The sequence below is a fragment of the Methylobacterium sp. genome (assembly GCF_028290105.1).
GTDB lineage: Bacteria > Pseudomonadota > Alphaproteobacteria > Rhizobiales > Beijerinckiaceae > Methylobacterium.
Map to the genome: position 1 here is coordinate 1 of NZ_JAQGKL010000305.1, position 21,469 is coordinate 21,469.

Below are 21,469 nucleotides of genomic sequence, written 5' to 3' on the forward strand. Positions count from 1 at the left end.
GCGAGTGGATGCGGTCGTCGTCGAGGCCGAAGCCGATGAGGAGCGTGTTGCGGTCGAGCAGGCGCTTGAAATCGCCCACGATCGGGATCGATCCTCCCGCGCCGATGGTGACGGGGGGCACGCCCCACTCCTCGGCCAGCGCCGCCTTGGCAGTGTCCAACTGCGGCATGTCGAAGGGCAGTGAGATCGCGCGGCTGCCCTTGTAGCAGACCACCTCCACCGAGCAGTCCGCCGGGATGCGCTCGCGCACGAAGGCCTCGAAGGTGGTGGCCAGCACCTCCGGGTCCTGGTCGTCGACGAGGCGGAACGAGACCTTGGCGCTGGCCTGGCCGGCGATCACCGTCTTGGTGCCCTCGCCCGTATAGCCGCCGATGATGCCGTTGACGTCGCAGGCCGGGCGCGACTGGATCAGCTCGATGAGCATGCGGCCGCGCTCGCCGGCCGGCTCGTTCAGGCCGATCGGTCCGAGAAACTTCTCCGCCGTGAAGTCGAGGCCCTTCCACTGATCGAGGACGGCCGGGGGCGTCTCGCGCACGCCCTCGTAGAAGCCCGGCAGGGCGACGCGTCCGTCGGAATCGTGCAGGTCGGCGATGATCTTCGACAGCACGTGGATGGGGTTGCGCGCGGCCCCCCCGAAGAAGCCCGAATGCAGGTCGCGGTCGGCGCAGGTCACCTTGACCTCGAAATAGGCGAGGCCCCGCAGGGATGTGGTGATGGCCGGGGTCGTCGGATTCCACATGCTGGTGTCGCAGACGAGGACGATGTCGGCGGCGAGTTTTTCGCGGTTCGCCGCCACCCATTCGGGCAGGCCCTGCGAGCCGTTCTCCTCGGCGCCCTCGATCAGGATGGTGACGCCGCAGGGAAGCTCGCCCGCCATCGCCAGATGCGCCCGGCAGGCCTCGACGAAGGTCATCACCTGACCCTTGTCGTCCGAGGCGCCGCGCCCGACGATGATCTGCTCGCCCCTGGCGTTGGTGGCGAGGCGCGGCGCGAAGGGCGGCGTCTCCCAGAGGTTTTCCGGGTCCACCGGCTGCACGTCGTAATGGCCGTAGAACAGCACGTGCGGCGCGCCCGGCTTCGGGGCGTGGGCCAGCACCACCGGGTGCAGGGAGGTCTCGTGGATGGCCGTCTCGAAGCCGAGCGCCGTCAGCGTGCCCTCCAGCCACTCCGCCGCCACCCGGCACTGGGGCGCGTAGGCCGGATCGGTGGAGATCGAGGGGATGCGCAGGAACGCGAAGAGCCGCTCCAGGGCGTTGTCGAGGTCGCGGTCGATGTCGTTGAGAACGGGGGCGAGCGCGGTCATCGGGCGTCCTTGAGCGTCGGCATCGGGCGCCACCGGGTTAGCGCAAGCGACCCCGGCCGCGCAAACCCGGCCTCGCCCGCGTCATTCGAAAACGCGCGCGGCCCCGACGCCCGCACGGCTGGCGGGAACACCGGCTTTTTGGAATTGTTATCGAGTGGACCGGCCCGGGGCGGATGGTTTTTCCCCGCGACGGCGCCTGCGGACGTTCTCGAAATCCAGCGGCGTCGCGCCCGTCGCGACCCGGAAAGCCACGGATACCGCCATGCTCATCGAAAGTGGTTCGCCCCAGGCGGCGAACACCATCGGCATCAGCCTGACCATCAATGGCGAGACCCGGAGCCTGCAGGTCGCGCCCTGGACCACGCTCCTCGACCTGCTGCGCGAGGATCTCGACCTCACCGGCACCAAGAAGGGCTGCGACCACGGCCAGTGCGGCGCCTGCACCGTGCTGGTCAACGGCACGCGGATCAATTCCTGCCTGACGCTGGCGGTGATGAAGGACGGGGCCAGCATCACCACCGTGGAGGGACTGGCGAGCGCCGAAGGGTTGCACCCGCTCCAGGCCGCCTTCGTGGAGCGCGACGCCTTCCAGTGCGGCTACTGCACGCCCGGTCAGCTCTGTTCTGCGGTGGGCATGATGGCGGAGGGCCACGCCCATTCCCGCGACGAGATCCGCGAGGCGATGAGCGGCAACATCTGCCGCTGCGGCGCCTACACCAACATCGTCGATGCCATCGAGGACGTGATGCACGCCGGAGCCGCCCGATGAACCGCTTCGATTACGTCCGCCCGACCACCGTGGATGAGGCGGTCCGCGCCGTCGCGTCCGGCGCCAATGCCCGCTTCATCGCCGGCGGCACCAACCTCGTCGACCTGATGAAGTACAATGTCGAGCGGCCCGAGCGCCTCGTCGACATCACCCGCCTGCCCCTCGACCGCATCGAGGAGCGCGACGGCGGCCTCAGCCTCGGCGCCCTGGTGACCAATTCCACGGTGGCCTACGACAGCCAGGTGAACGCCCGCTATCCGCTGCTCGCCAGCGCGATCCTGGCCGGCGCCTCGGGGCAGCTTCGCAACGCCGCCACCACCGGCGGCAACCTCCTGCAGCGGACCCGCTGCTACTATTTCTACGACGACGCCACGCCCTGCAACAAGCGCGAGCCCGGCTCCGGCTGCTCGGCCATCGGCGGGGTCAACCGCATCCACGCGATCCTGGGCGCGAGCCCGGCCTGCATCGCCACCCATCCCTCCGACATGTGCGTGGCCTTGGCCGCTCTCGAAGCGACGGTGCGCGTCGCGGGGCCGGGGGGCGAGCGCACGATTCCCTTCGCCGCGTTCCACCGCCTGCCCGACGAGACGCCGGAGCGGGACACCAACCTCGCCCCCGACGAGATCGTGCTCTCGGTCGACCTGCCGGACGAGGATTTCGGCGCCCATCACACCTACCTGAAGCTGCGCGACCGGCTTTCCTACGCCTTCGCGCTGGTCTCGGTGGCCGCCGTGATGCGGCTCGACGGCGACACGATCCAGACCGCGCGCTTCGCGCTCGGCGGCGTCGCCCACAAGCCCTGGCGTAACGCGGAAGCGGAAGCCTTCCTCGCGGGCAAGCCGGCGACGCAGGAAACCTTCGCGGCCGCCGCCGACATCGTGGTGGCCCAGGCCCAACCCCAATCCGAGAACGCGTTCAAGATCGAACTCGCGCGGCGTGCGCTCATTCGCGGCCTCGCCCAGGCGGCGGCCGGCACGCCCCAGTCGCAGTCCGACAAGCGCATCGCCTGAAGGAAACCTCCATGGCCAGCACCATCAGCCTTTCCGGCACCGACACCTATGTGGGCACGGCGCAGAGCCGGGTCGACGGCCCCGCCAAGGTCACGGGCCAGGCGAAATACGCGGGCGAGTTCGCCGCCCCCGACCTGACCCACGGCTACGTCGTGTCGAGCGGCATCGCGCGCGGGCGCATCCTGTCCATCGACACGACCGCCGCCGAGGCCGTGGCCGGCGTCCTCAAGGTTTTTACCCACGAGAACCGGCCGCGCACGGCGTGGCTCGACTACAATTACCAGGACCAGGTCGCGCCCCCCGGCTCGCCCTTCCGCCCGCTCTACGACGACAGGGTCCATTACAGCGGTCAGCCGGTGGCCCTGGTGGTGGCGCAGGACTTCGACACCGCGCGCCACGCCGCCTCCCTGGTGCGGCTGACCTACGAGGCCGAGACCCCGGTCACCGACCTGAAGACACGCGACGACGCGGCCTACGTCCCGCCGAAGAAGCGCTCGGGCATCAAGCCGCCGCCGGAGCCCTGGGGCGATGCGGAGGGCGCCTACCGATCGGCGCCCGTCCAGCTCACGAACCGCTACCATATGGCGGTGGAGCACCATAACCCGATGGAGCCGCACGCCTCGACCGTGGTCTGGGAGGGCGACGGCAAGATCACCGTCTACGACAAGATCCAGGGCGTCTCGAACAGCCTCGGCTACATCACCGGCGTGTTCGGGATGAAGAAGGAGGACGTCCACGTCCTCAGCCCCTATCTCGGCGGCGGCTTCGGCTCCGGCCTGCGTCCGCAATACCAGCTCTTCCTCGCCGTGATGGCCGCGCGCGAACTCGAGCGCTCCGTGCGCGTGGTGCTGACCCGCGACCAGATGTTCACCTTCGGGTACCGCCCCGACGTCTACCAGACCGTCGCCCTCGGCGCCGGCGCGGACGGGGAGCTGAAGTCCGTGCGCCACGAGGCCCTCTCGGGCACCTCGCAGTTCGAGGATTACCAGGAGGTCGTCGTGAACTGGTCGGGCATCCTCTACGATTGCCCGAACGCGTCCTTCGATTATCGTCTGGCCAAGATCGACACCTACACGCCGGCCGACATGCGCGCCCCCGGCGCGGTCACGGGCGTCTTCGCCCTCGAGATCGCGATGGACGAGCTCGCCCACGCCACCGGGCAGGACCCGATCGACCTGCGCCTCAAGAACTACGCCGAGAAGGACCTGACGCAGGACAAGCCGTTCAGCTCGAAGTCGCTCCGCGCGGCCTACGCGCAGGGCGCCGAGCGCTTCGGCTGGTCGGGCCGCAACCCCGAGCCGCGCTCCATGCGGGACGGGCGCGAACTCGTCGGCTGGGGCATGGCGACCGGCATCTGGGAAGCGCTGATGCAGCAATCGAGCGCCCAGGCGACGCTGACCGACGACGGCAAGCTGGTGGTGGGCAACCAGACGGGCGACCTCGGCACCGGCACCTACACCATCCTGACGCAGATCGCGGCGGATGCCCTCGGCCTCAGATTCGAGGACGTCACCACGAAGCTCGGCGATTCCAAGCTCGCCGATGCGCCGATCGCGGGCGGCTCCTGGACGGCGGCCTCCTCGGGGACGGCGGTGATGAAGGCGTGCCGCGAGATCGCCGCCCAGGTCTTCACCCTGGCCCGCGGCCTCGACGAGTCACCCCTCGCCAACGTCGATTTCGAGCGCGCGGTCTTCAAGGACGGGCGCATCGCGGTGGCGGGCGATCCCAGCCGCAGCATCGCCATCTCCGAGGTGATGCGGAAGGGCGGGATGGACAAGATCGAGGCCGTCGGTTCGGCGGGCCCCGATTCCAACCACTCCCAGGATTTCGCCGGCTACACCCACTCGGCGATCTTCGCGGAGGTGAAGGTCGACGAGGACCTCGGCGTGGTGCGCGTCACCCGCATCGTCTCGGCCATCGCGGCGGGCAAGATCCTCAACACCAAGACGGCGCGCAGCCAGATCCTCGGCGGCGTCGTGATGGGGATCGGCTCGGCGCTGGAGGAGGAATCCATGCTCGACCACACCATCGGCCGGTTCATGAACCACAATCTCGGCGAGTACCACGTGCCGGTGAATGCCGACATCCACGACATCGAGGTGATCTTCGTCGAGGAGGAGGACAAGGCCAACCCGATGGGCGTGAAGGGCCTCGGCGAGATCGGCATCGTCGGCACCGCGGCGGCGGTGGCCAACGCCGTGTTCCACGCCACCGGCAAGCGCATCCGCGACCTTCCGATCACCATCGACAAGATCATCGGCTGACCTAGCTGCCGAGGCCTTGACTATAGATCGCCGCGTGCCTTCGGGTGCGCGGCTTTTTCATAAGGTGGATCGCGCCCTTTAATCCGTCAGGACGCGTGCGTGGCGACACGTCCAGGCTGGAAGCGGTGGCCTATATTGGGTTCAGACAGAGAAGCGGACCGGAAAGTCGGTCTGTTCTGGACTAGGAACCCACAATCTCATGATCAAGAGCCGTATCGCCGTCCTTGCCGCCGCCCTCGTCCTGGGTGCCGCCCCGCCCTCGTCCGCCATGGCGTATGGCCCCGACCGCCGCGTCGCCCCGGCCGCCCGCTACGACGTCGACGTCACGGGCTCGATCCCCGGCGAGACGGGCCGAACCGACCGCTTCTGCGCGCCGAGCTCGGCCTCCGAGGGCAATGCCAACCAGCAGACCCGCCCCGTGATGCAGTACGGCCAGACCTCCGGCGGAACCCGCTGCTGATCCGGGACGCGTCCGGCCTCGACCGCATCCGCTCCGAACCACATCAGGGAACAGACACCATGCTGCTCAAGGGCTTCACCTACGCGATGATCGGCGCTTTCGCCGGTGGAATGGTCTTCACGATCCTCGGATCGGCCCAGGCGATCATCAACCTGTAGGGTCCGGCACGCCGCCGCGAGGGCGGCGACGGCAAGGGTTTGCCAAGGGAGATTGCCAAGGGACTGGCAAGTGTCTGCGAAGCGGGGTCGCGTGCCCCGCTTTTGGCGTCTCAGCGCGTGGCGCGGCCGAACAGGCGCTCGGCGAAGGTCGGTCCCGCATCCCCCCCGTGCCCGGCCACCACCACCAGGCGCCGGATGTCCCCGCGCAGGTACGCCTGCAGGAAGCGGTTGTAGTCGCGGAACGAGACGCAGCCGTTCGAGGCGCCGCTCGGCCCCAGCATGTAGGTATGCGCCAGGATGCCGTCGCGGCCATGGATCGCCGCGCTGCCGCCCACGGGGCTGAGCCGGATCGCCCGCACGCCGTGGAACAGGGCCTCGCGCTCGGTGAGGTCGTACGTGCCGGGCGGCGTCGAGCCGCGCATCCGGCGGTGGACGTGGCGCGGGTTGTCCATGCTCTCGCCCAGCCCGGAATGCGCCTCCAGGCGCTCGCCGCTCGGCAGCGTCACGGTGCGCGCGGTGATGTCGTAGACGGCCGTGCCGGCGCTCACCGCCGGATTGCGCTCCAGGGCCCGGCGCGGTCCCGGATCGAGGCTCGGATCGACCGCCGCGTAGGCGAGGGTGGTGCGGGCGGCGGGCGCCTGCGGCTCCGGCTCGGAACGCGTGCCGAAGACCGTATCGAAGAACGAGCGCTCGGCCTCCGCATCGGCCGCGACCCGCGCCGTCTGGGTGCGACGCACGGCCAGCGCGCGCAGGACCGGCGTCGCGCGGGGCGTCAGGCGCTGCGGCTCGGCCTCCGCCACGAGGCCGACGGGGCGGGGGACCGGCAGGGGGACGATCTGGGCGATCCGCTCCGGCGCCGGGGCGGCCACGCGCGGGGTGCGCGGCGCGGCGAGCGCCATCGCCACTGGCGGGGTCGCGGCCGGCACCAGTGCGGCGGTGAGCGGCGCCGCCTGCCGGAACCCGCGCGTGGCGGCGCCGAAGGTCGCAGTGGGGAAGGTCGGGTTCGGATCGAGCATCCAGGCAAGGGCGCTCGGCGCAGCATGGGGGCTCGGCGCGGCCATTGTCTGTCCGGCGCTGAACGGCCCGGCGGGGACGGGCCCCTCCGGCGCGGTCAGGCGCGGGAAGACGGCGCAGAGGAGGGCGACGGCGGAGGTCTGGAGCAGCACCCGTCCGCGCGGCCGGCGACGGCGGTGCAGGCGGCGGCCGGACAGGAACACGGCATCGGTCATGCGGGCGGTACTCGGATACGCGGTTCCCGCTCGGGCACCGTCCCGGTCGCGCAGACCTCAAGAAAAGGTTAAGCGCAGACCCGGGCGGCGGAAGATGCCTGTTGAGAGAACGTCAACCTTAACTTCCCCTATTCAGCCCGAGCTTGGTTAATCGGGCCTAAACCGCGACGCATCTTTTCGAAAAACAGGAGGGTTGTCCGTGAAACACACGGTTCGGAGCCCATGCGCGAGCGGGTTGCGGGCGCCGAAAGTCCATAAAATTCGACCGATCCCCTGTGAAGCTCGGGGGTAAGCCCCCTCGGCACGGGGCGCCGGACCGGCATCCGCCCTATCCTGGCCGGAGAGCGCGGGTGGGCATCGACAGACAGGGAGATCGTACCGGGATGGGATTCCTCATCGTCTTCCTGGGGGCAGGGCTCGGCGGCATGGCCCGGCACGCCGTCGGGCTCGTCGCCCTCCGCTACGGCTGGACGTTTCCCTACGGCACCATGGGCATCAACATCCTCGGGTCGATCCTAATGGGCGTGCTCGCCGGCTGGTTCGCCATGCGGGGCGGCAGCCAGCCCCTGCGGCTGTTCCTCGCCACCGGCGTGCTCGGCGGCTTCACCACCTTCTCGTCCTATGCCCTGGAGGGTATTCTCCTGCTGGAGCGCGGCGAGGCCGCCGCGGCGATGATCTACATCCTCGGCTCGGTGGTGCTGGGTCTCGCCGGCCTGCTCCTCGGCCTGATGCTGATGCGCATGGTGCTGTGACGCGCGGTCGTATTCTTCCAGCGCGCTGATGCCGGGGCGCGTAAAGAGAAGGCTCTCAGGGAGAGTTCGACGCGATGCTGGGTACCCTGCTGCAATCCTGGCGCTTCTGGGCGCTGCTCTCGGCGGGCTTCGCCGCCCTCACGGCGATCCTCGCCAAGGTGGGGGTCACCGGCGTGAACCCCGATGTGGCGACCTTCGTGCGCACCGTCGTGATCCTCGCCCTGACCGGCGCGATCCTGTTCGCCTCGGGGCAGGCGCCCGGCCTCGGAACGCTGTCCGCGCGCAGCACCGGCTTCCTCGTCGCCTCGGGCCTTGCGACCGGAGCTTCCTGGCTCTGCTACTTCCGGGCGCTGGCCCTCGGCGACGCCGCGCGGGTGGCGCCGCTCGACAAGCTCAGCGTCGTCCTCGTGGCGATTCTCGGCGTGACGCTGCTCGGCGAAACCCTGACCCTCCCGAACTGGATCGGCGTCGCCCTGATCGCGGCGGGCGCCGTGCTGGTGGCCTATCGGGGCTGAGCTGCGGCCAACGCGATCCGTCACCTTATGTTTTTCGCCAAAACTGGAATTTTTCCAAATCCAGGACTGTCGAAATCTGGCGACTTCCAAAATTACATCTGTTCCAATGTTTCGTGAATTGCTTGCCAAGGACGGGATAAGCTTTCAAACACTCTCCCTATGAGGTCGGGCGACACGAGGAGACCGGGATGATGGAACGCACGCTGGACTGGGTGCGCGGCTGCGCGCGGATCGCCTGGTGGGACGGGTCCTCCCTCGACCTGCGCCTGCACCGGCTCACGGATTTCATCGATGCCCTCGCGAGCGTCCCGGAGGCGGAGCCGGGCCTCGTGCCGGCCCATTGGCGCGAGCGCCTGGGAGTGCGCGCGTGAGTGCCCGCGACGGCCGGGCGGACGCGTCCCCGGCGCAGGCGGCGCCCGCCTGTGCCGAGGACGGCTCCCCCGAGGGACTTCTCGACGAGGCCCTGCGCCGGGCCTTCTGGCAGAGCCTGAACCGGGCGCCTCTGCCGGCCATGTCGGCCCTTGAGGTGGCGGCCCGCGTGGTCGGCGCGCTCTACCGGCAGGTGGCCCAGGCGCATGAGGGGCCGAACGGCTGCCGCTGCGGCTGGGAGCCGGACCCGGATTGCGACCTCATCGTGCTGGAGGCCAACCTCGCCGCAGCCCTGCTGCAGCCGCCCGAGCCCGATCTCGCCCGGATGGTCGCCCTCGGCCGCGCCTGAAAGCGTCCGGCCGCTTACGATTTCCTCACACGCTCCGGTCGATCATGCCCGCATCGATCGGAGGGTATGGGATGGACCGGTTCTATCGCGGTATCGAGACGTCGCTGCTCGCGTTCAGCCTCGTTCTCGGGCTCGGCGCGTTCGTCTTGTCCGAGCGCGCGCCGCCCCGGATCGCGGTGACGCAGATCGCCGTGACGCTGCCGATGTTGAGCGTGACGGCGACGCCCTGAAGCCTCGCCCGCGGCGATCGAGGTTTATTGATGTCGCGGCCCCCTTGACTGCAACCCTTTGGCTCACTCGCGACTTAACTGTCCAAGCAGCAACGCCCGCCGTTGCGCAATCCAGACACGTTGAGGGCACGTCCGGCGACGGAGGTGCGAGCGAGATTTTTCCATGATGGCGCATCGTCTGTCCGCGTCCGCACTCGCGGGCGCTTTCCTCCTGATCGGCGCCGGTCTCGGCGGCGCCATGGCGGCTCCCGCCGCCGACCAGTCCCCGAGCAAGGTCTCCAGCGCGACCCCGGCCATCACCCCTGTGGCCGCCGTGACCGAGTCCGAGGACGACGCGGCCAATTGCAGCCGCTCGCGCCGCCGGCTCTGGGTCGAGGGCGAGGGCTGGATCGTGCGCCGGGTCACCACCTGCCGCTGATCCGGAAAACCGAAGTCATCTGACGAGCACGACCGACCCCGCCGCGAGGCGGGGTTTTTCGTGGGACAGCAGCTCGACGCCAGGCGGAGCGCCGTCCGGCAGGCCCCTAAGCAGTCTTCGACACTGGAACCGGCGCCGATTTCTGGAACGACGGGAGGGCGGCTCGGTTCATTCAGGACCGACCCCGGCAGGAGTTCAGCATCGCATGGCCTCGCCACCGACAGGACCGTTTCGCACCCTCAGCCTGCTCGGCGCCGTGCTCGCCGCCGGCCTCGCGGGGGCCGCGCAAGCCCAGCCCCTGGAGCCTCTCGTGTCCTACGGCTACGCGGACAGCTACGCCGGTCCCCTGATCCACGGCGAATACATCGGTGCCCCGCTCACCCGCGTGCCCCGGCCGACCGAACTGGTTCCGAGCGCCTGGGGCTACGGCACGTACGGCGTCCCCACGATCTCAGGGATCCGCAGCGCCCCGGTGGGCACGCCGACGGTCTACGTCATCGAGGCGCCCCGCAGCGAGGCGGCGCGGGTGCCGCGCCAGGCCCGTCCCCGCATCCTGTCGCGCGCGCGCGAGGGCCGCTGGTCGCGTGTCCCCGAGGCGCGGATGGCGCCGGCGGTCACCGGACAGGCGGGCGGTGCCCGCGTGGTCACGGTCGCGGTGCCCCAGCATCAGGCGAACCTGCGCTGAGGGCAGCCCCGCCGCGATCTTGAGACCCCCTTAATCTGTTCGTGCCAGTTTCTCCCGAACCAAATTGACAATGGTCGGGCGGCGCCATGCATATCGTTCTCGTCGACACCAGTCGTGTCGTCCTCAAGATGATCGCAGCGTTGCTCGAGCCCAACGGCCACACCGTCACCGCGTTCACGGACTCGTCCGAGGCGCTCGACTACGTCGAGAACACCGCCTCGGTCCGGGTGCTGATCACCAGCCTGGAAGTCCGGCCCCTCGGAGGCCTGGAACTGTGCTGGTCGGCGCGCCTCCTGGCCGAGGCCAACCGCCCCCTCTACGTCATCACGATGTCGTCCGCCCGCAACGCGCGAAACCTCGCCGAGGCCCTCGACAGCGGCGCCGACGACTTCATCGAGAAGCCACCGGGACCGGAGGAGCTGCATGCCCGCCTTCGGGCCGCCGAGCGCCTCACCACGATGCAGAGCGAGCTGATCCGCCTCGCCGAGACCGATTCCCTCACCGGCCTCCTCAACCGGCGCGCCTTCATGCAGAAGTCCCGCGACGCCGCCGAGCGTGTCGGCGATCACGGCCGGATGTCGGCGATCCTCCTCGACATCGATCACTTCAAGCGCATCAACGACGAGTACGGACACGATGTCGGGGACGCCGCCATCCAGGCCGTCTGCCGCGAACTCGTCGTCGAGGGCTTCGTCGGGCGCCTGGGCGGCGAGGAGTTCGGCATCGTCCTGCCGCACCGCTCCGGCACCGATGCCGAGGGGATCGCCACACGCCTGCGCCACGCGATGGAGGCCCTGCGGATTCGCGGCGGCCGCGTGCCGATCCGCCTGACCTGTAGCTTCGGCGTCAGCGAATGGGTGGAGGGCGACACCGTCGAGGGCCTGCTCAAGCGCGCCGACATCGCCCTCTACGAGGCCAAGACCACCGGCCGCAACCGCGTGGTGAGCGCGGCCTCCGACCTCGTCCTGGCGCGCGCCGGCTGAGGCACGGGCACCTGTCCCAATCGAGGGTTAACGCGGCAATCGCGTTGTACCGTTGCGGAACGCAGATGATCTCGGAGTGCGGCAAGTCCAGCGAAATTCGGACGAGTCTTGGCGGCATGTCATCGAGGTTTGCCCCAGATGAGCCGAATCCAGCCAGAGTCTTGATCGCTAAAGCCCTGGAACGAAACTTGATCTGATCCTCCTCGGGAACGGCGCGGTGTATCGCGGCGGGACAGTTTCGGGGAGTTGCGGCATGGACCAGGCCGTCGGAGTCTTGATCATCGATGAGCCTTGCGGGCTCGAGCCGACCTTTCGGGCGGTGCTCGAACACGAGCCGCGGCTCCAGACCGTGAGCGAGGCGGACCTGTCGCGGGGCGAGGGCGCGCCGGACCGCAGCGTCGCCCTCCTGTTCGTCGAGCCGGAGGCCGATGCCGCGGCCCTCGCGCGGATCGCGACGCTCAAGCAGCGTCGGCCCGACCTCACCATCCTGGTGGCCTTCGGGGTCTTGCGCGCCGACCTGCTGAGCCGCCTGGTCCAGGCGGGTGCCGACGCGTTCGTCGCCCGCAGCGCCACCCCGCGCGAGGTCTGCAGCGCCATCCTGGGCCTCGCCGCGAGCCCGGCCTCGGCCCCCGCTTCGGAGGACGCCAAGGTCGCGGGCGCCGAAGGCCTGACCGCCCGCGAGGCCGAGATCCTGCGCTTCCTCAGCGCCGGCTTCAGCAACAAGGAGGTCGCGCGCCGCCTGAACCTCAGCGTGCGCACGGTGGAGACCCACCGGCTCAACCTGCGCCGCAAGACCCAGACGGGGCGCCTCAAGGATCTCGTCGCCCTGGCGCGCCAGCTCGGGCTGGCACCCGTGGTGGACGCCGAGGGGGTACGGCAGGAGACCGGGCTTCGCGCCCGCGCGGGCCGCGCCGTCCCGGCCAAGGAAGTGCTGGCCCGGTTCTGAGCCGGGCCGGCCCGTGCGGACGCGCTAATTTAGCGCTCAGGCGGGTTTCAGGCCCTCGTTGACCGCCGAGAGGGGGCGCTTGGGCTGCTGGCCCAGGTCACCGCCGCGCATGGCCTCCTCCAGGGGCTCGGGGCCTTTGCGCAGGAGCTTGGCGAGGTAGTAGCTGCCGAACCCGAAGATGAAGGCATAGGCGATCATGAAGGCGACGAGGGAGGTCGTCACCGCGCCCACCGTCAGGGGCGAGTGCGCGTCCGCCGTGCGCAGCTGTCCGTAGACGATGTAGGGCTGGCGCCCGATCTCGGCGGTGAACCAGCCGAACAGGACGGCGCCGAAGCCGGAGGGCGTCATCAGCATCGCGGCGTTGAGGAACCAGCGGTTCGTGAACAGAGTGCCGCGCCAGCGCAGGTAGAGGCTCCACAGGCTCAACCCCAGCATCGCCATGCCGAGGGCGACCATGATGCGGAACGCGTAGAACACCGGCCAGACCGGCGGGCGCTGGTCGCGCGGCACGTCCTTCAGGCCCGGCACCACGCCCGAGAAGTCATGGGTGAGGATGAAGCTGCCCAGCCGCGGGATGCCGATCTCGAAGTCGTTCTTCTCTGCCTGCATGTTGGGAATGGCAAACAGCAGCAGGGGCATGTTGTCCTGCCGGTCCCAGTTCGCCTCGATCGCCGCGAGCTTGGTGGGCTGCAGCTTGAGCACGGCGAGTCCGTGACTGTCGCCGACGAAGATCTGGATCGGCGTGAAGATCACCGCGAACCACAGGGCCATGGAGAGCGAGATCCGCGCGCCCGCGACCTTCTCGGCGGGCTCCTTGCGGCCGCGCAGGATCATCCAGGCCGACATGCCCGCCACCGCGAAGGCGGTGGTGAGGAAGCAGCCCAGCACCATGTGCGCGTAGCGGATCGGGAAGGAGGGGTTGAAGATCACCTTCCACCAGTCGGTGGCGATGGCCCTTCCGTTCTCCACCGTGAAGCCGGCGGGCGTCTGCATCCAAGAATTGGCCGAGAGGATCCAGAAGGCAGAGATCAGCGTGCCGATGGCCACCATGCAGGTCGAGACGAAGTGCAGCCGGTCGCCGACCCTGTCCCAGCCGAACAGCATGATCCCGAGGAAGCCCGCCTCCAGGAAGAACGCGGTGATGACCTCGTACTGGATCAGCGGCCCGAGCACGTTGCCGGTGAAGTCGGAATAGCGCGACCAGTTGGTGCCGAGCTGGTAGCTCATCACGATGCCGGAGACGACGCCGAGGCCGAACGAGACCGCGAACACCTTCACCCAGAACCGGTAGAGGTTCCGGTACATCGGGTTGCCGGTCCAGAGCCACTGCGCCTCCAGCCGGGCGAGGAAGCTCGCCAGCCCGATGGTGAAGGCGGGAAAGATGATGTGGAAGGCCATCGTGAAGCCGAACTGGATGCGCGAGAGCAGCAGCGCGTCGACTTCCATGGCGGACCCTCATGCGATGTGAGGCCCCCGGAATCCGGAAACCCTGGAACAGCTATAGCGTGAAGCCGCCGAAGCCGCATCGGGTTCGCGGATTGCGATTGGGTCGCAGCCCAGCTTTCGCAGGAACTTGGCCGAACGGGCGATCCGGAAGGGGCTCGATGTCTTGCGGCGAGGCCCTGTCGTCCCGCTCAGACCGCATGACCCACTTCGGGCGCGGACGCACGGGCGGTCCGATCCTTCGAGGTCTTGCTCTTCGAGGTCTTGCTCTTCGAAGTCTCGCCCTTCGAAATCTTGCCCTTCGAAATCTTGCCCTTCGAAGTCTTGCCCTTCGAGGTGCCGGCTTTCGCCTCGACGACCTTTTTGGCGCCCGCCGAGAGGTCGCGGCCCTTGCCGTCCTTCACCTCGGCGAGGCGGGCCTGGAGCAGCCCGAGCACGGCGGCCTCCTCGGGCTTGAGGGCGGTCAGGTCCGCGCGCAGCTCGTCCTCCACCGCGTCCTTGATCTGAAGCAGGAGGGCGCCTTCCAGGTAGCAGTCGAGCACCTGGGGGTGGATGTAGCACTTGCGGCAGATGGTGGGCGTGTTGCCGAGACGCGCAGCGACGCCCTCGATCGCGGCGCGCAGGTTCTTCTTGGCCTTGGCCTCGCTGTCGAAGGCCTCGAATTCCTGCAGCGCCAGGGCGGCCAGCACCGTCCCGGCCCAGGTCCGGAAATCCTTGGCGGTGATGTCCTGGCCGGTGATCTCGCGTAAGTACGCGTTCACATCCGCCGAGGTCACGTCGCGCACCGCGCCGTCGGCGTCGCGGTACTGGAACAGCTCCTGGCCAGGCAGGTCCTGGCAGGCCTTGACGATCCGGGCGACGCGCCGGTCCTTCAGGCCCAGGTCCCAGGTCTTGCCGCTCTTGCCCTTGAAGCGGAAGGTCAGCTCCGAGCCCGCGACGCTGGCGTGCCGATCGCGCAGGGTGGTGAGGCCGAAGCTCTTGTTGGTGCGGGCGTAATCGTCGTTGCCGACCCGGATCAGCGTGGTCTCCAAGAGGTGGACCACGGTGGCCAGCACCTTCTCGCGGGGCAGGTCGCGCTTGCCCATGTCGGCGTCGACCCGTGCGCGGATGGCGGGCAGCGCGTCGGCGAAGGCCATCACGTGCTCGAACTTCGTGAGGTCGCGGGCCGCGCGGAAATCCGGGTGGTAGCGGTACTGCTTGCGCCCCTTGGCGTCGCGCCCCGTCGCCTGGATGTGGCCGTTGGCGTGCCGGCAGATCCAGACGTCGGCATAGGCCGGCGGGATGGCGAGCGACCGGATGCGCGCCAGGGTGCCCTCGTCCCGCACCGGCTGGCCCTTGGCGTCGCGGTAGGCGAACCCGGTCCCGCGCTTGTGGCGCGTCAGCCCCGGCATGGTGTCGTCGACGTAGCGCAGGCCCGCCTCCTCGGCGGCGTCGCGCGGATCGGCGACCGTGCCCTCTTCGTCGCGCTGCGTCGCCATCGCGGATGCCTCGTCCCTGCCGTTTCTGGTTCGCCGTCAACGGGCCCGCGCCATGGCCTGTTCCGGGGGCGGGGTGCTACATCCGGTCCGATGGATAACCCCAAGCCCCGGCACCTCGTCCTCCTCGCCTCCGACGACGCGGCCTTCGCGGCGCGCTTCCTGCCCCTGGTCGCGGCGGCCCGCGCCCTGGGGCTGTCGGCGACCGTGGTGACGCAGGTCGCCGCGCATCGCGGGGCGATCGAGGCGGCGGGCGCCCGCGTGGTGCCGTTCGCGCTCGGGACCTCGCGGCTCAACCCGATGGCGGCGGGCTACGAGGCGGGGCAACTCGCCGGCATCCTCAAGGCGCTGGAGGCCGACCTCATCCACTGCCTCGGCCTGCGCGCCATCGTGGTGGGCGGCACCGCCGCCGCGATGTCGGGGATCGGCCCCCGGATCTACCAGCCCGACGACCTCGCGGCGCTGGCCGCTCGCTCGGACGTCGCCGGGCGCCTGTCGCGCCTCGCGCTGCGCCACGCCATCCGGGGCCCGCTCGCCACCCGCGCCACACGCTACCTCTGCGAGAACCCCGCCGATGCCGCCGCCCTCGGGCTCGACCCGGCGGATACGGGGCTCGCCCTCGTCGGACCGGACGGGCTCGGGGCCGCCGCCGGGACGCTCTATGCCGAACTCTCCGCCGGGTGCGCGGCCGAGGGCGCCCGCCCATGAGCGCGTCCGCCGATCCGCTCGCCTTCATCCGGGCCAACACCCGTTTGCGCCCGGTGCCGCACGCGCCCGAGATCGTCCTGCACGTGGCCGACGAGGCCACCGAGCTGTGGCAGAAGACCGAGGACGAGCTGGAGGCGATCGGCCTACCGCCGCCCTTCTGGGCTTTCGCCTGGGCGGGGGGGCAGGCGCTCGCGCGCTACATCCTCGACCATCCGGAGATCGTGGCCGGGCGCCGGGTGCTCGATTTCGCTTCCGGCTCCGGCCTCGTGGCCATCGCGGCGGCCAGGGCCGGCGCCCTCCATGTCACCGCGAGCGATCTCGACCCGTTCGCGATTCCCGCCATCGGCCTCAACGCGGCGGCCAACGGGGTGGCCGACCGGATCGCGGCCGTGTCGCGCGACCTCATCGGGTCGGATTCCGGCAGCGCCGTGGTGCTCGCCGCCGACATCTTCTACGAGCGCGACCTCGCGGCCCGCGTCACCGACTGGCTGGTCGGCCTGCACGCGGGCGGCGCCACGGTGCTGCTGGGCGATCCCGGCCGGTCCTACCTGCCGCGCGACCGCCTGACCGAACTCGCCACCTACGCGGTTCCGGTGAGCCGGTCGCTGGAGGATGCCGAGATCAAGCGCAGCAGCGTCTGGCGCTTCAGCCCGTGACGGCGCGGGCCGTGGCCGGGCGCGATGGGCCGGCGTCACGCCGCGGGCTGTCCGACAGGGTCGCCCGCGCCGTGTCGATGGCGATGGTCGCCGCCGAGAGGGCGCGCGCGTCCGGTTCGCGGGTGCGGGCGTAGCGGACGATGTCGGCGGCCAACCCGTCGACCTCCACGGTCAGGGCCTCGATCTCGCCCGTGGTCCGCGCGGCGCGCGCGAGCCCGGTCACGTCGACGAGCCGGTCGATGATCTCGTCGATGCCCTCGCGGCGCAGGCCGCTCAGGCGCTGGCGGATCCAGGCCAGGAGCGACACGAGGCCACCGCCGAGCGCGCCAAGGAGGTAGAGCGTGTCGCCGTAGCGGTCGACGAAGCCGTGCTGCTCGCGCTCGTAATAGTCGATCGCCCCCGGATGGATCGGGATGCGCGCGCTGGTGGCCGCCGCCGTCGTGTCGTAGGCCGGCGCCTGGATGTAGTCGGCGGCATCCGTCACCTGCGCGGCGGCGGTCCGCTTCTCGAACAGGTGCTGGGTCACGTCCGCCGCGACCACGCGGCTCAGGCTGGCCCGCGCCATCAGCCGGTAGGAGGCGCCGACGGTCTTCACGTCGTCGGACGGCAGCTTCGGGTCGCCCCCGAACAAACCCCCCGGCACCGTGACCGATTGCAGCTTCGGGAAGCGCTCGATGACGGCGCCGTCGTCCTCGACGGCGACGAACTCGACCTTGCCGGTGCGGGCGACCGAGCGCACCGCGCCGACCATCGCCAGGGCCTTCGGGGCGGACGGCGCGATGATGCTGACGAACGCATCGATGCGCTTCTCGCGGAAGGCGGCGGCGACCGCCTCCTGCTCCACCCGCACGAGATGCACCGCGCGGTCACGCGGCATCCCGGCGGTCGCCTCCGTCTCCAGGGTGAGGCCGTAATAGCTCAGTAGGTTCTTCAGCAGCGAGAGGTCGGCGGTCCGGTGCGCGGCGATGCCGAGCCGCTTGCCGGCGAGCTTGGGAAAGCTCTTGATGCCCGCCTGGTCGGGCGAGGCGATCACCATGGCCTGGTCGCGCAGGATGGCGAGGGTCAGCCCGTTGGTCGGCAACAGCACGTCGGGCCGGACCACCGCGAGGTCGGCGCGCCCGTCCTGGAGGGCGGCCGCACTCTCGCGCACGTCGTCGAAGGGCAGGATCTTGAGGCGGACGCCCTCGGACCCGGCCTCCAGGGCGTCGGCATAGGCCTTGATCAGCTCGGGCTCGGTTCCGTCGCGGGGCGCGACCGCGACGGTCAGCACCGTGGCCTGGAGCAGGGACCAGACCGCCACCGCGCCGGCGATCAGGATCGCGACCGCCGCCAGGATGAGGGCCTCCCGGCGCAGGAGCCAGGTCAGTCGGGTCGGCATCGGTCCGGTCTCCGGGCCGCAACGTTCGGTTGGGCGGTCGCGACCGTACGCGCGGACACCGGGGGCGGTTCCTCAGGCCGTGCCCGGGGCCCCTGGAACCCCAAGCATCTCAGATCCGGCCGTGCCGCCGCGCGTCGAGGCTCCACGGGCCGGCGCCGGCCGCGGCGAAGTAGAGGAACACGAAGCAGAACAGGATCGCGGCGTCGCCGCCGTTGAGCGCCGGGAACGGGCTCTTGGGGGCGTGCGCCAGGAAGTAGGCGACGGCCATCTGGCCCGAGAGCAGGAAGGCCACCGGCCGGGTGAAGAGCCCGAGCACGATCAGGGCGCCGCCCACCAGTTCGAGGGAGCCGGCGATGCCGGGCAGCGAGAGGAGGTCGGGCATCGGTCCGCCGCCCATGCGCGCGGGAAACCCGAGGAGCTTCTGGGTGCCGTGCTCCAGGAACAGCAGGCCCGCCATGATCCGCAGCACGCTGAGAAGGCGCGGCGCCCAGGTGGTCGAGAGGGCAGCGAGATTCATGGGCGATCGGACTCCAGGCGTCGTGCTTACCGTCGAGCCATACCGCGCCGCAGCGAAGCGGGCGAGCCTCGCGCCTGCAATCGCGCGGGGATATCCGTGCGGTCCCTCACATCCCGTCGTCGAATTCCGGCGGACCGAGCTTGCGCCAGGCGGCGGCGATGCGCTCCGGCTTCACGTCGAGGGCCTCCGCGCAGGCGAGCAGCGTCGCCTCGTCACCCATGATGTGATCGAGGATGCCGGCCAGGAAGCCGGGGTCCTGCGCGCTCGCCCGCAGGGTGTCCGGGGTCACGCCGGTGGCGTTGAGGAAGGGAAACAGGCGCTCGTCGTCGGTGGCCATCCAGGCGAGCGCGGCCAGGGCGAGGCCTTCGGCGGAGTCGTCTCCGCCCGTGGATTTGCGTTTCGTCAACATGTATCCGCTAATTCTCCGTCGCGGGGCATGCGTCGAACGACAATGGGCCGTCCACGCACCGGGAACAACGGGCCATGAAGAAGACCGTGCTCATCGTCGAAGACAACGAGCTCAATATGAAGCTCTTCAACGACCTGTTGGAGGGGCACGGCTACGCCACCCTGAAGACCGCCAACGGCATCGAGGCGATCGAGCTCGCCCGCGCCCATCATCCCGACCTCATCCTCATGGACATCCAGCTGCCCGAGGTCTCCGGCCTCGAGGTCACGAAGTGGCTCAAGGAGGACGACGACCTCAAGGGCATCCCGGTCATCGCGATCACCGCCTTCGCCATGAAGGGCGACGAGGAACGCATCCGCGAGGGTGGCTGCGAGGCCTATCTCTCCAAGCCCATCTCGGTGGCGAAGTTCCTGGCCACCGTGCGCCAGTATCTCGGCGACAGCCGCCCCGCCTGAAGGCCCGCCTCGCACATTCCGCCATCCGGCGACCCGCTTGAACGACCCCCCCGCGAGGAACGATGTCGGCCCGCATCCTGATCGTCGATGATCTCTTCCCGAACGTGAAGCTCCTGGAGACCAAGCTCTCCCTGGAATATTTCGACGTGCTCGCCGCCATGAACGGGCCCGACGCCCTGGCGATCTGCGAGAAGGGCCTGTGCGACCTCGTGCTCCTCGACGTGATGATGCCCGGCATGGACGGCTTCGAGGTCTGCCGCCGCCTCAAGAGCAACCCGAACACCGCCCACCTGCCGGTTGTGATGGTCACGGCCCTGGACCAGCCCTCCGACCGCCTGCGCGGCCTCGATGCGGGCGCCGACGATTTCCTGACCAAGCCCATCGACGACACCGCCCTGTTCACCCGCGTGCGCAGCCTCGTGCGCCTCAAGGCGGTGACGGACGAGTTGCGCACCCGCGCCATGGCCTCGCGCGATTTCGGGATGGGCGACCCCCTCGCGCTCGCGGCCGCCGAGACCGGCCTCGACGCCTCGATCCTCCTCGTGGAGGACCGCCCCGGCTCCGCCGACCGCCTCGCGACGGCGCTCGGCCAGCACCACACCCTCACGGTGGAGGCCGACCCGCACCGGGCCCTGGTGCTGGCCACCGAGGGCAATTTCGACCTTGCCCTCGTCAGCCTCGACCTCGAGGGCTTCGACGGCCTGCGCCTGTGCAGTCAGCTGCGCTCCCTCGACCGCACCCGGACCATGCCGGTGATGATGATCGCCGAGGCCCACGACCGGGCGCGGGTGATCCGGGGCCTCGATTTCGGGGTGCACGACTACCTGATGCGGCCCGTCGACCGGAACGAGCTCGTGGCCCGGGTGCGCACGCAGGTGCGCCGCCGCCGCTTCTCCGACGCCCTGCGCGGCGCCGTCCAGGCCTCGATGGAACTCGCGATCACCGACGGCCTGACGGGGCTGCACAACCGGCGCTATCTCGACAGCCACCTCGGGGCGATGTTCAGCGAGGCCACCCTGCGCGACCGTCCGGTGGCGGCCCTGATGCTCGACATCGACCGGTTCAAGTCGATCAACGACACCTACGGCCACGAGGCCGGCGACGAGGTGCTGAAGGCCTTCGCCGAGCGCATCCGCACGCATACGCGCGGCATCGACATCGTCGCGCGCTACGGCGGCGAGGAGATCGTCATCATCCTGCCCGACGCCGAGGCGGAGGGCGCCTACGGCATCGCCGAGCGCATCCGCGAGCGGATCGAGGCGGTCCCCTTCACCATCGAGCGCGACACCCGCACGGTTCCGGTGACGGTGTCCATCGGGGTCGCCTGGCGCCGCGCGGACGACGCCGGCCCGGCCGACATGCTCAAGCGCGCCGACGTGGCGCTCTACCGGGCCAAGAGCACCGGCCGCAACCGCGTCGAGGCCGCCGCCGCCTGACGCCGCGCGGCGAATTCCGCCCTACTGGAGCTGGTGGCCCTTCTTGGCCATTTCGGCGCGCACCCGGACCATGACGTATTCCGAGACGTCCTGGGTCCAGGTCTGCATGGCGCCGACGATGTCGTCGAGCACCTGCGGCTGGGTCTCGACGTAGCGCTTGCCGGCGGGCGAGCGGAAGAAGGCCGCGATCTCGTTGAGCTCCGCCTCGGTGAGGCGGCTGGCGTAGATCCGCGAGGCGACGTCGATCATCGCCTGCTTCTGCAGTTCCAGCTCAGGCTCCAGCGAGGCCAGGACGCTGTCGAGGTCCTTGGCGAGTTCCGGCCGGGTCACGGCGTTCTGGCGGATGCGGTCGCCGAAGGCGGGGATGATCGAATCGAACGAGCGGGCGATGCCCGAGCTCAGCATGACCTCCCGGGCGACGGCGAGATGGCTCGCCGAGTAGGCGGGCGTCTGGGCGGCCGGAGTGCTCGGGGCCGGCGCCGGGGCGGCGGGCTTCGCGCCGGGCTTGGCGGCCGGCGGCTTCTGCGCGGGCGCCTGCGCCAGGGCGGCCCC

At 70.1% G+C, this 21,469-nt stretch carries 25 protein-coding genes and 1 pseudogene; 17 read left to right on the forward strand and 9 right to left on the reverse strand.

Annotated elements, in window-relative coordinates:
- On the reverse strand, positions 1–1,303 hold a 1,303-nt coding region (locus JWQ05_RS20055), incomplete at its 3' end, for a M20/M25/M40 family metallo-hydrolase (protein WP_299662457.1).
- Positions 1,304–1,565: 262 nt separating this feature from the next.
- On the opposite strand from JWQ05_RS20055, the gene JWQ05_RS20060 reads away from it, so the two are divergent.
- The 4 genes from JWQ05_RS20060 (at position 1,566) to JWQ05_RS20075 (ending at position 5,806) form a co-directional block, all read left to right on the forward strand.
- Positions 1,566–2,072, forward strand: a complete 507-nt coding sequence (locus JWQ05_RS20060; RefSeq protein ID WP_299662460.1) for a (2Fe-2S)-binding protein — start codon at positions 1,566–1,568, stop codon at positions 2,070–2,072.
- The gene (locus JWQ05_RS20065; protein WP_299662463.1) at positions 2,069–3,082 is read left to right on the forward strand and encodes a xanthine dehydrogenase family protein subunit M; all 1,014 of its coding nucleotides are present in this window, start codon (positions 2,069–2,071) and stop codon (positions 3,080–3,082) included. The genes JWQ05_RS20060 and JWQ05_RS20065 overlap by 4 nt, the downstream gene beginning before the upstream one ends.
- An 11-nt stretch (positions 3,083–3,093) precedes the next feature.
- Positions 3,094–5,346: a xanthine dehydrogenase family protein molybdopterin-binding subunit gene (locus tag JWQ05_RS20070; RefSeq protein WP_299662466.1), complete on the forward strand. Its 2,253-nt coding sequence runs from the start codon at positions 3,094–3,096 to the stop codon at positions 5,344–5,346.
- Positions 5,347–5,548: 202 nt separating this feature from the next.
- Complete coding sequence (locus JWQ05_RS20075; protein WP_299662515.1) at positions 5,549–5,806, forward strand: hypothetical protein; 258 nt, start codon at positions 5,549–5,551, stop codon at positions 5,804–5,806.
- A 268-nt stretch (positions 5,807–6,074) separates the two neighbouring features.
- On the opposite strand, the gene JWQ05_RS20080 is transcribed toward JWQ05_RS20075, so the two are convergent.
- The gene (locus tag JWQ05_RS20080) at positions 6,075–7,193 is read right to left on the reverse strand and encodes a tlde1 domain-containing protein (RefSeq protein ID WP_299662469.1); all 1,119 of its coding nucleotides are present in this window, start codon (positions 7,191–7,193) and stop codon (positions 6,075–6,077) included.
- 383 nt (positions 7,194–7,576) lie between these two features.
- Here JWQ05_RS20080 and crcB point away from each other — a divergent pair, with 383 nt between their 5' ends.
- The 9 genes from crcB (at position 7,577) to JWQ05_RS20125 (ending at position 12,440) form a co-directional block, all read left to right on the forward strand.
- Positions 7,577–7,945 carry a fluoride efflux transporter CrcB gene (gene crcB, locus JWQ05_RS20085; RefSeq protein WP_299662472.1) on the forward strand — a complete coding sequence of 123 codons (369 nt, stop codon included), beginning with the start codon at positions 7,577–7,579 and terminating at the stop codon, positions 7,943–7,945.
- Positions 7,946–8,019: 74 nt separating this feature from the next.
- Entirely contained in the window at positions 8,020–8,460 is a 441-nt protein-coding gene (locus JWQ05_RS20090; RefSeq protein WP_299662475.1) for an EamA family transporter, read from the forward strand.
- A 188-nt stretch (positions 8,461–8,648) separates the two neighbouring features.
- Entirely contained in the window at positions 8,649–8,831 is a 183-nt protein-coding gene (locus JWQ05_RS20095; RefSeq protein ID WP_299662478.1) for a hypothetical protein, read from the forward strand.
- Positions 8,832–8,923: 92 nt separating this feature from the next.
- Positions 8,924–9,178 carry a hypothetical protein gene (locus tag JWQ05_RS20100; protein ID WP_299662517.1) on the forward strand — a complete coding sequence of 85 codons (255 nt, stop codon included), beginning with the start codon at positions 8,924–8,926 and terminating at the stop codon, positions 9,176–9,178.
- A 71-nt stretch (positions 9,179–9,249) separates the two neighbouring features.
- Complete coding sequence (locus tag JWQ05_RS20105; RefSeq protein ID WP_299662481.1) at positions 9,250–9,408, forward strand: hypothetical protein; 159 nt, start codon at positions 9,250–9,252, stop codon at positions 9,406–9,408.
- Positions 9,409–9,571: 163 nt separating this feature from the next.
- Positions 9,572–9,826 (forward strand): hypothetical protein, encoded by a 255-nt coding sequence (locus JWQ05_RS20110; protein ID WP_366944622.1) that lies wholly within the window; start codon positions 9,572–9,574, stop codon positions 9,824–9,826.
- A gap of 205 nt (positions 9,827–10,031) precedes the next feature.
- Entirely contained in the window at positions 10,032–10,511 is a 480-nt protein-coding gene (locus JWQ05_RS20115; RefSeq protein WP_299662484.1) for a hypothetical protein, read from the forward strand.
- A gap of 86 nt (positions 10,512–10,597) precedes the next feature.
- A complete protein-coding gene (locus JWQ05_RS20120; RefSeq protein ID WP_299662487.1) occupies positions 10,598–11,494 on the forward strand; it encodes a diguanylate cyclase in 897 nt (298 codons plus the stop codon).
- Positions 11,495–11,747: 253 nt separating this feature from the next.
- Positions 11,748–12,440 (forward strand): response regulator transcription factor, encoded by a 693-nt coding sequence (locus JWQ05_RS20125; RefSeq protein ID WP_299662489.1) that lies wholly within the window; start codon positions 11,748–11,750, stop codon positions 12,438–12,440.
- Positions 12,441–12,476: 36 nt separating this feature from the next.
- Here the strand turns inward: JWQ05_RS20125 and JWQ05_RS20130 are convergent, their stop codons facing one another.
- From JWQ05_RS20130 to JWQ05_RS20135, 3 genes and pseudogenes are all read right to left on the reverse strand, one after another.
- Entirely contained in the window at positions 12,477–13,886 is a 1,410-nt protein-coding gene (locus JWQ05_RS20130) for a cytochrome ubiquinol oxidase subunit I (RefSeq protein ID WP_299662491.1), read from the reverse strand.
- A gap of 52 nt (positions 13,887–13,938) precedes the next feature.
- Positions 13,939–14,184: pseudogene (locus tag JWQ05_RS20770) on the reverse strand (hypothetical protein); the annotation flags it as partial.
- A complete protein-coding gene (locus tag JWQ05_RS20135) occupies positions 14,075–15,361 on the reverse strand; it encodes a DNA topoisomerase IB (RefSeq protein ID WP_299662494.1) in 1,287 nt (428 codons plus the stop codon). The gene JWQ05_RS20135 and the pseudogene JWQ05_RS20770, both read right to left, overlap by 110 nt.
- A gap of 90 nt (positions 15,362–15,451) precedes the next feature.
- On the opposite strand from JWQ05_RS20135, the gene JWQ05_RS20140 reads away from it, so the two are divergent.
- Both JWQ05_RS20140 and JWQ05_RS20145 read left to right on the forward strand, forming a co-directional pair.
- The gene (locus JWQ05_RS20140) at positions 15,452–16,066 is read left to right on the forward strand and encodes a glycosyltransferase (RefSeq protein WP_299662497.1); all 615 of its coding nucleotides are present in this window, start codon (positions 15,452–15,454) and stop codon (positions 16,064–16,066) included.
- Positions 16,063–16,722: a methyltransferase gene (locus JWQ05_RS20145; protein ID WP_299662499.1), complete on the forward strand. Its 660-nt coding sequence runs from the start codon at positions 16,063–16,065 to the stop codon at positions 16,720–16,722. The genes JWQ05_RS20140 and JWQ05_RS20145 overlap by 4 nt, the downstream gene beginning before the upstream one ends.
- Here JWQ05_RS20145 and JWQ05_RS20150 read toward each other — a convergent pair.
- The 3 genes from JWQ05_RS20150 to JWQ05_RS20160 form a co-directional block, all read right to left on the reverse strand.
- Positions 16,712–18,100 (reverse strand): TAXI family TRAP transporter solute-binding subunit, encoded by a 1,389-nt coding sequence (locus tag JWQ05_RS20150; protein WP_299662501.1) that lies wholly within the window; start codon positions 18,098–18,100, stop codon positions 16,712–16,714. The two genes, JWQ05_RS20145 and JWQ05_RS20150, sit on opposite strands and share 11 nt — an antisense overlap.
- A 109-nt stretch (positions 18,101–18,209) precedes the next feature.
- Positions 18,210–18,617: a DoxX family protein gene (locus JWQ05_RS20155; protein ID WP_299662504.1), complete on the reverse strand. Its 408-nt coding sequence runs from the start codon at positions 18,615–18,617 to the stop codon at positions 18,210–18,212.
- 106 nt (positions 18,618–18,723) lie between these two features.
- Positions 18,724–19,026 carry a DUF3572 domain-containing protein gene (locus tag JWQ05_RS20160; protein ID WP_299662505.1) on the reverse strand — a complete coding sequence of 101 codons (303 nt, stop codon included), beginning with the start codon at positions 19,024–19,026 and terminating at the stop codon, positions 18,724–18,726.
- Between the two features lie 74 nt (positions 19,027–19,100).
- Here JWQ05_RS20160 and JWQ05_RS20165 point away from each other — a divergent pair, with 74 nt between their 5' ends.
- Positions 19,101–19,481: a response regulator gene (locus tag JWQ05_RS20165; protein WP_299662507.1), complete on the forward strand. Its 381-nt coding sequence runs from the start codon at positions 19,101–19,103 to the stop codon at positions 19,479–19,481.
- 62 nt (positions 19,482–19,543) lie between these two features.
- A complete protein-coding gene (locus tag JWQ05_RS20170) occupies positions 19,544–20,917 on the forward strand; it encodes a PleD family two-component system response regulator (RefSeq protein ID WP_299662509.1) in 1,374 nt (457 codons plus the stop codon).
- Positions 20,918–20,938: 21 nt separating this feature from the next.
- On the opposite strand, the gene JWQ05_RS20175 is transcribed toward JWQ05_RS20170, so the two are convergent.
- Positions 20,939–21,469, reverse strand: a 531-nt coding sequence (locus tag JWQ05_RS20175; protein ID WP_299662512.1) for a DUF2059 domain-containing protein, incomplete at its 5' end; no start/stop codon positions are given.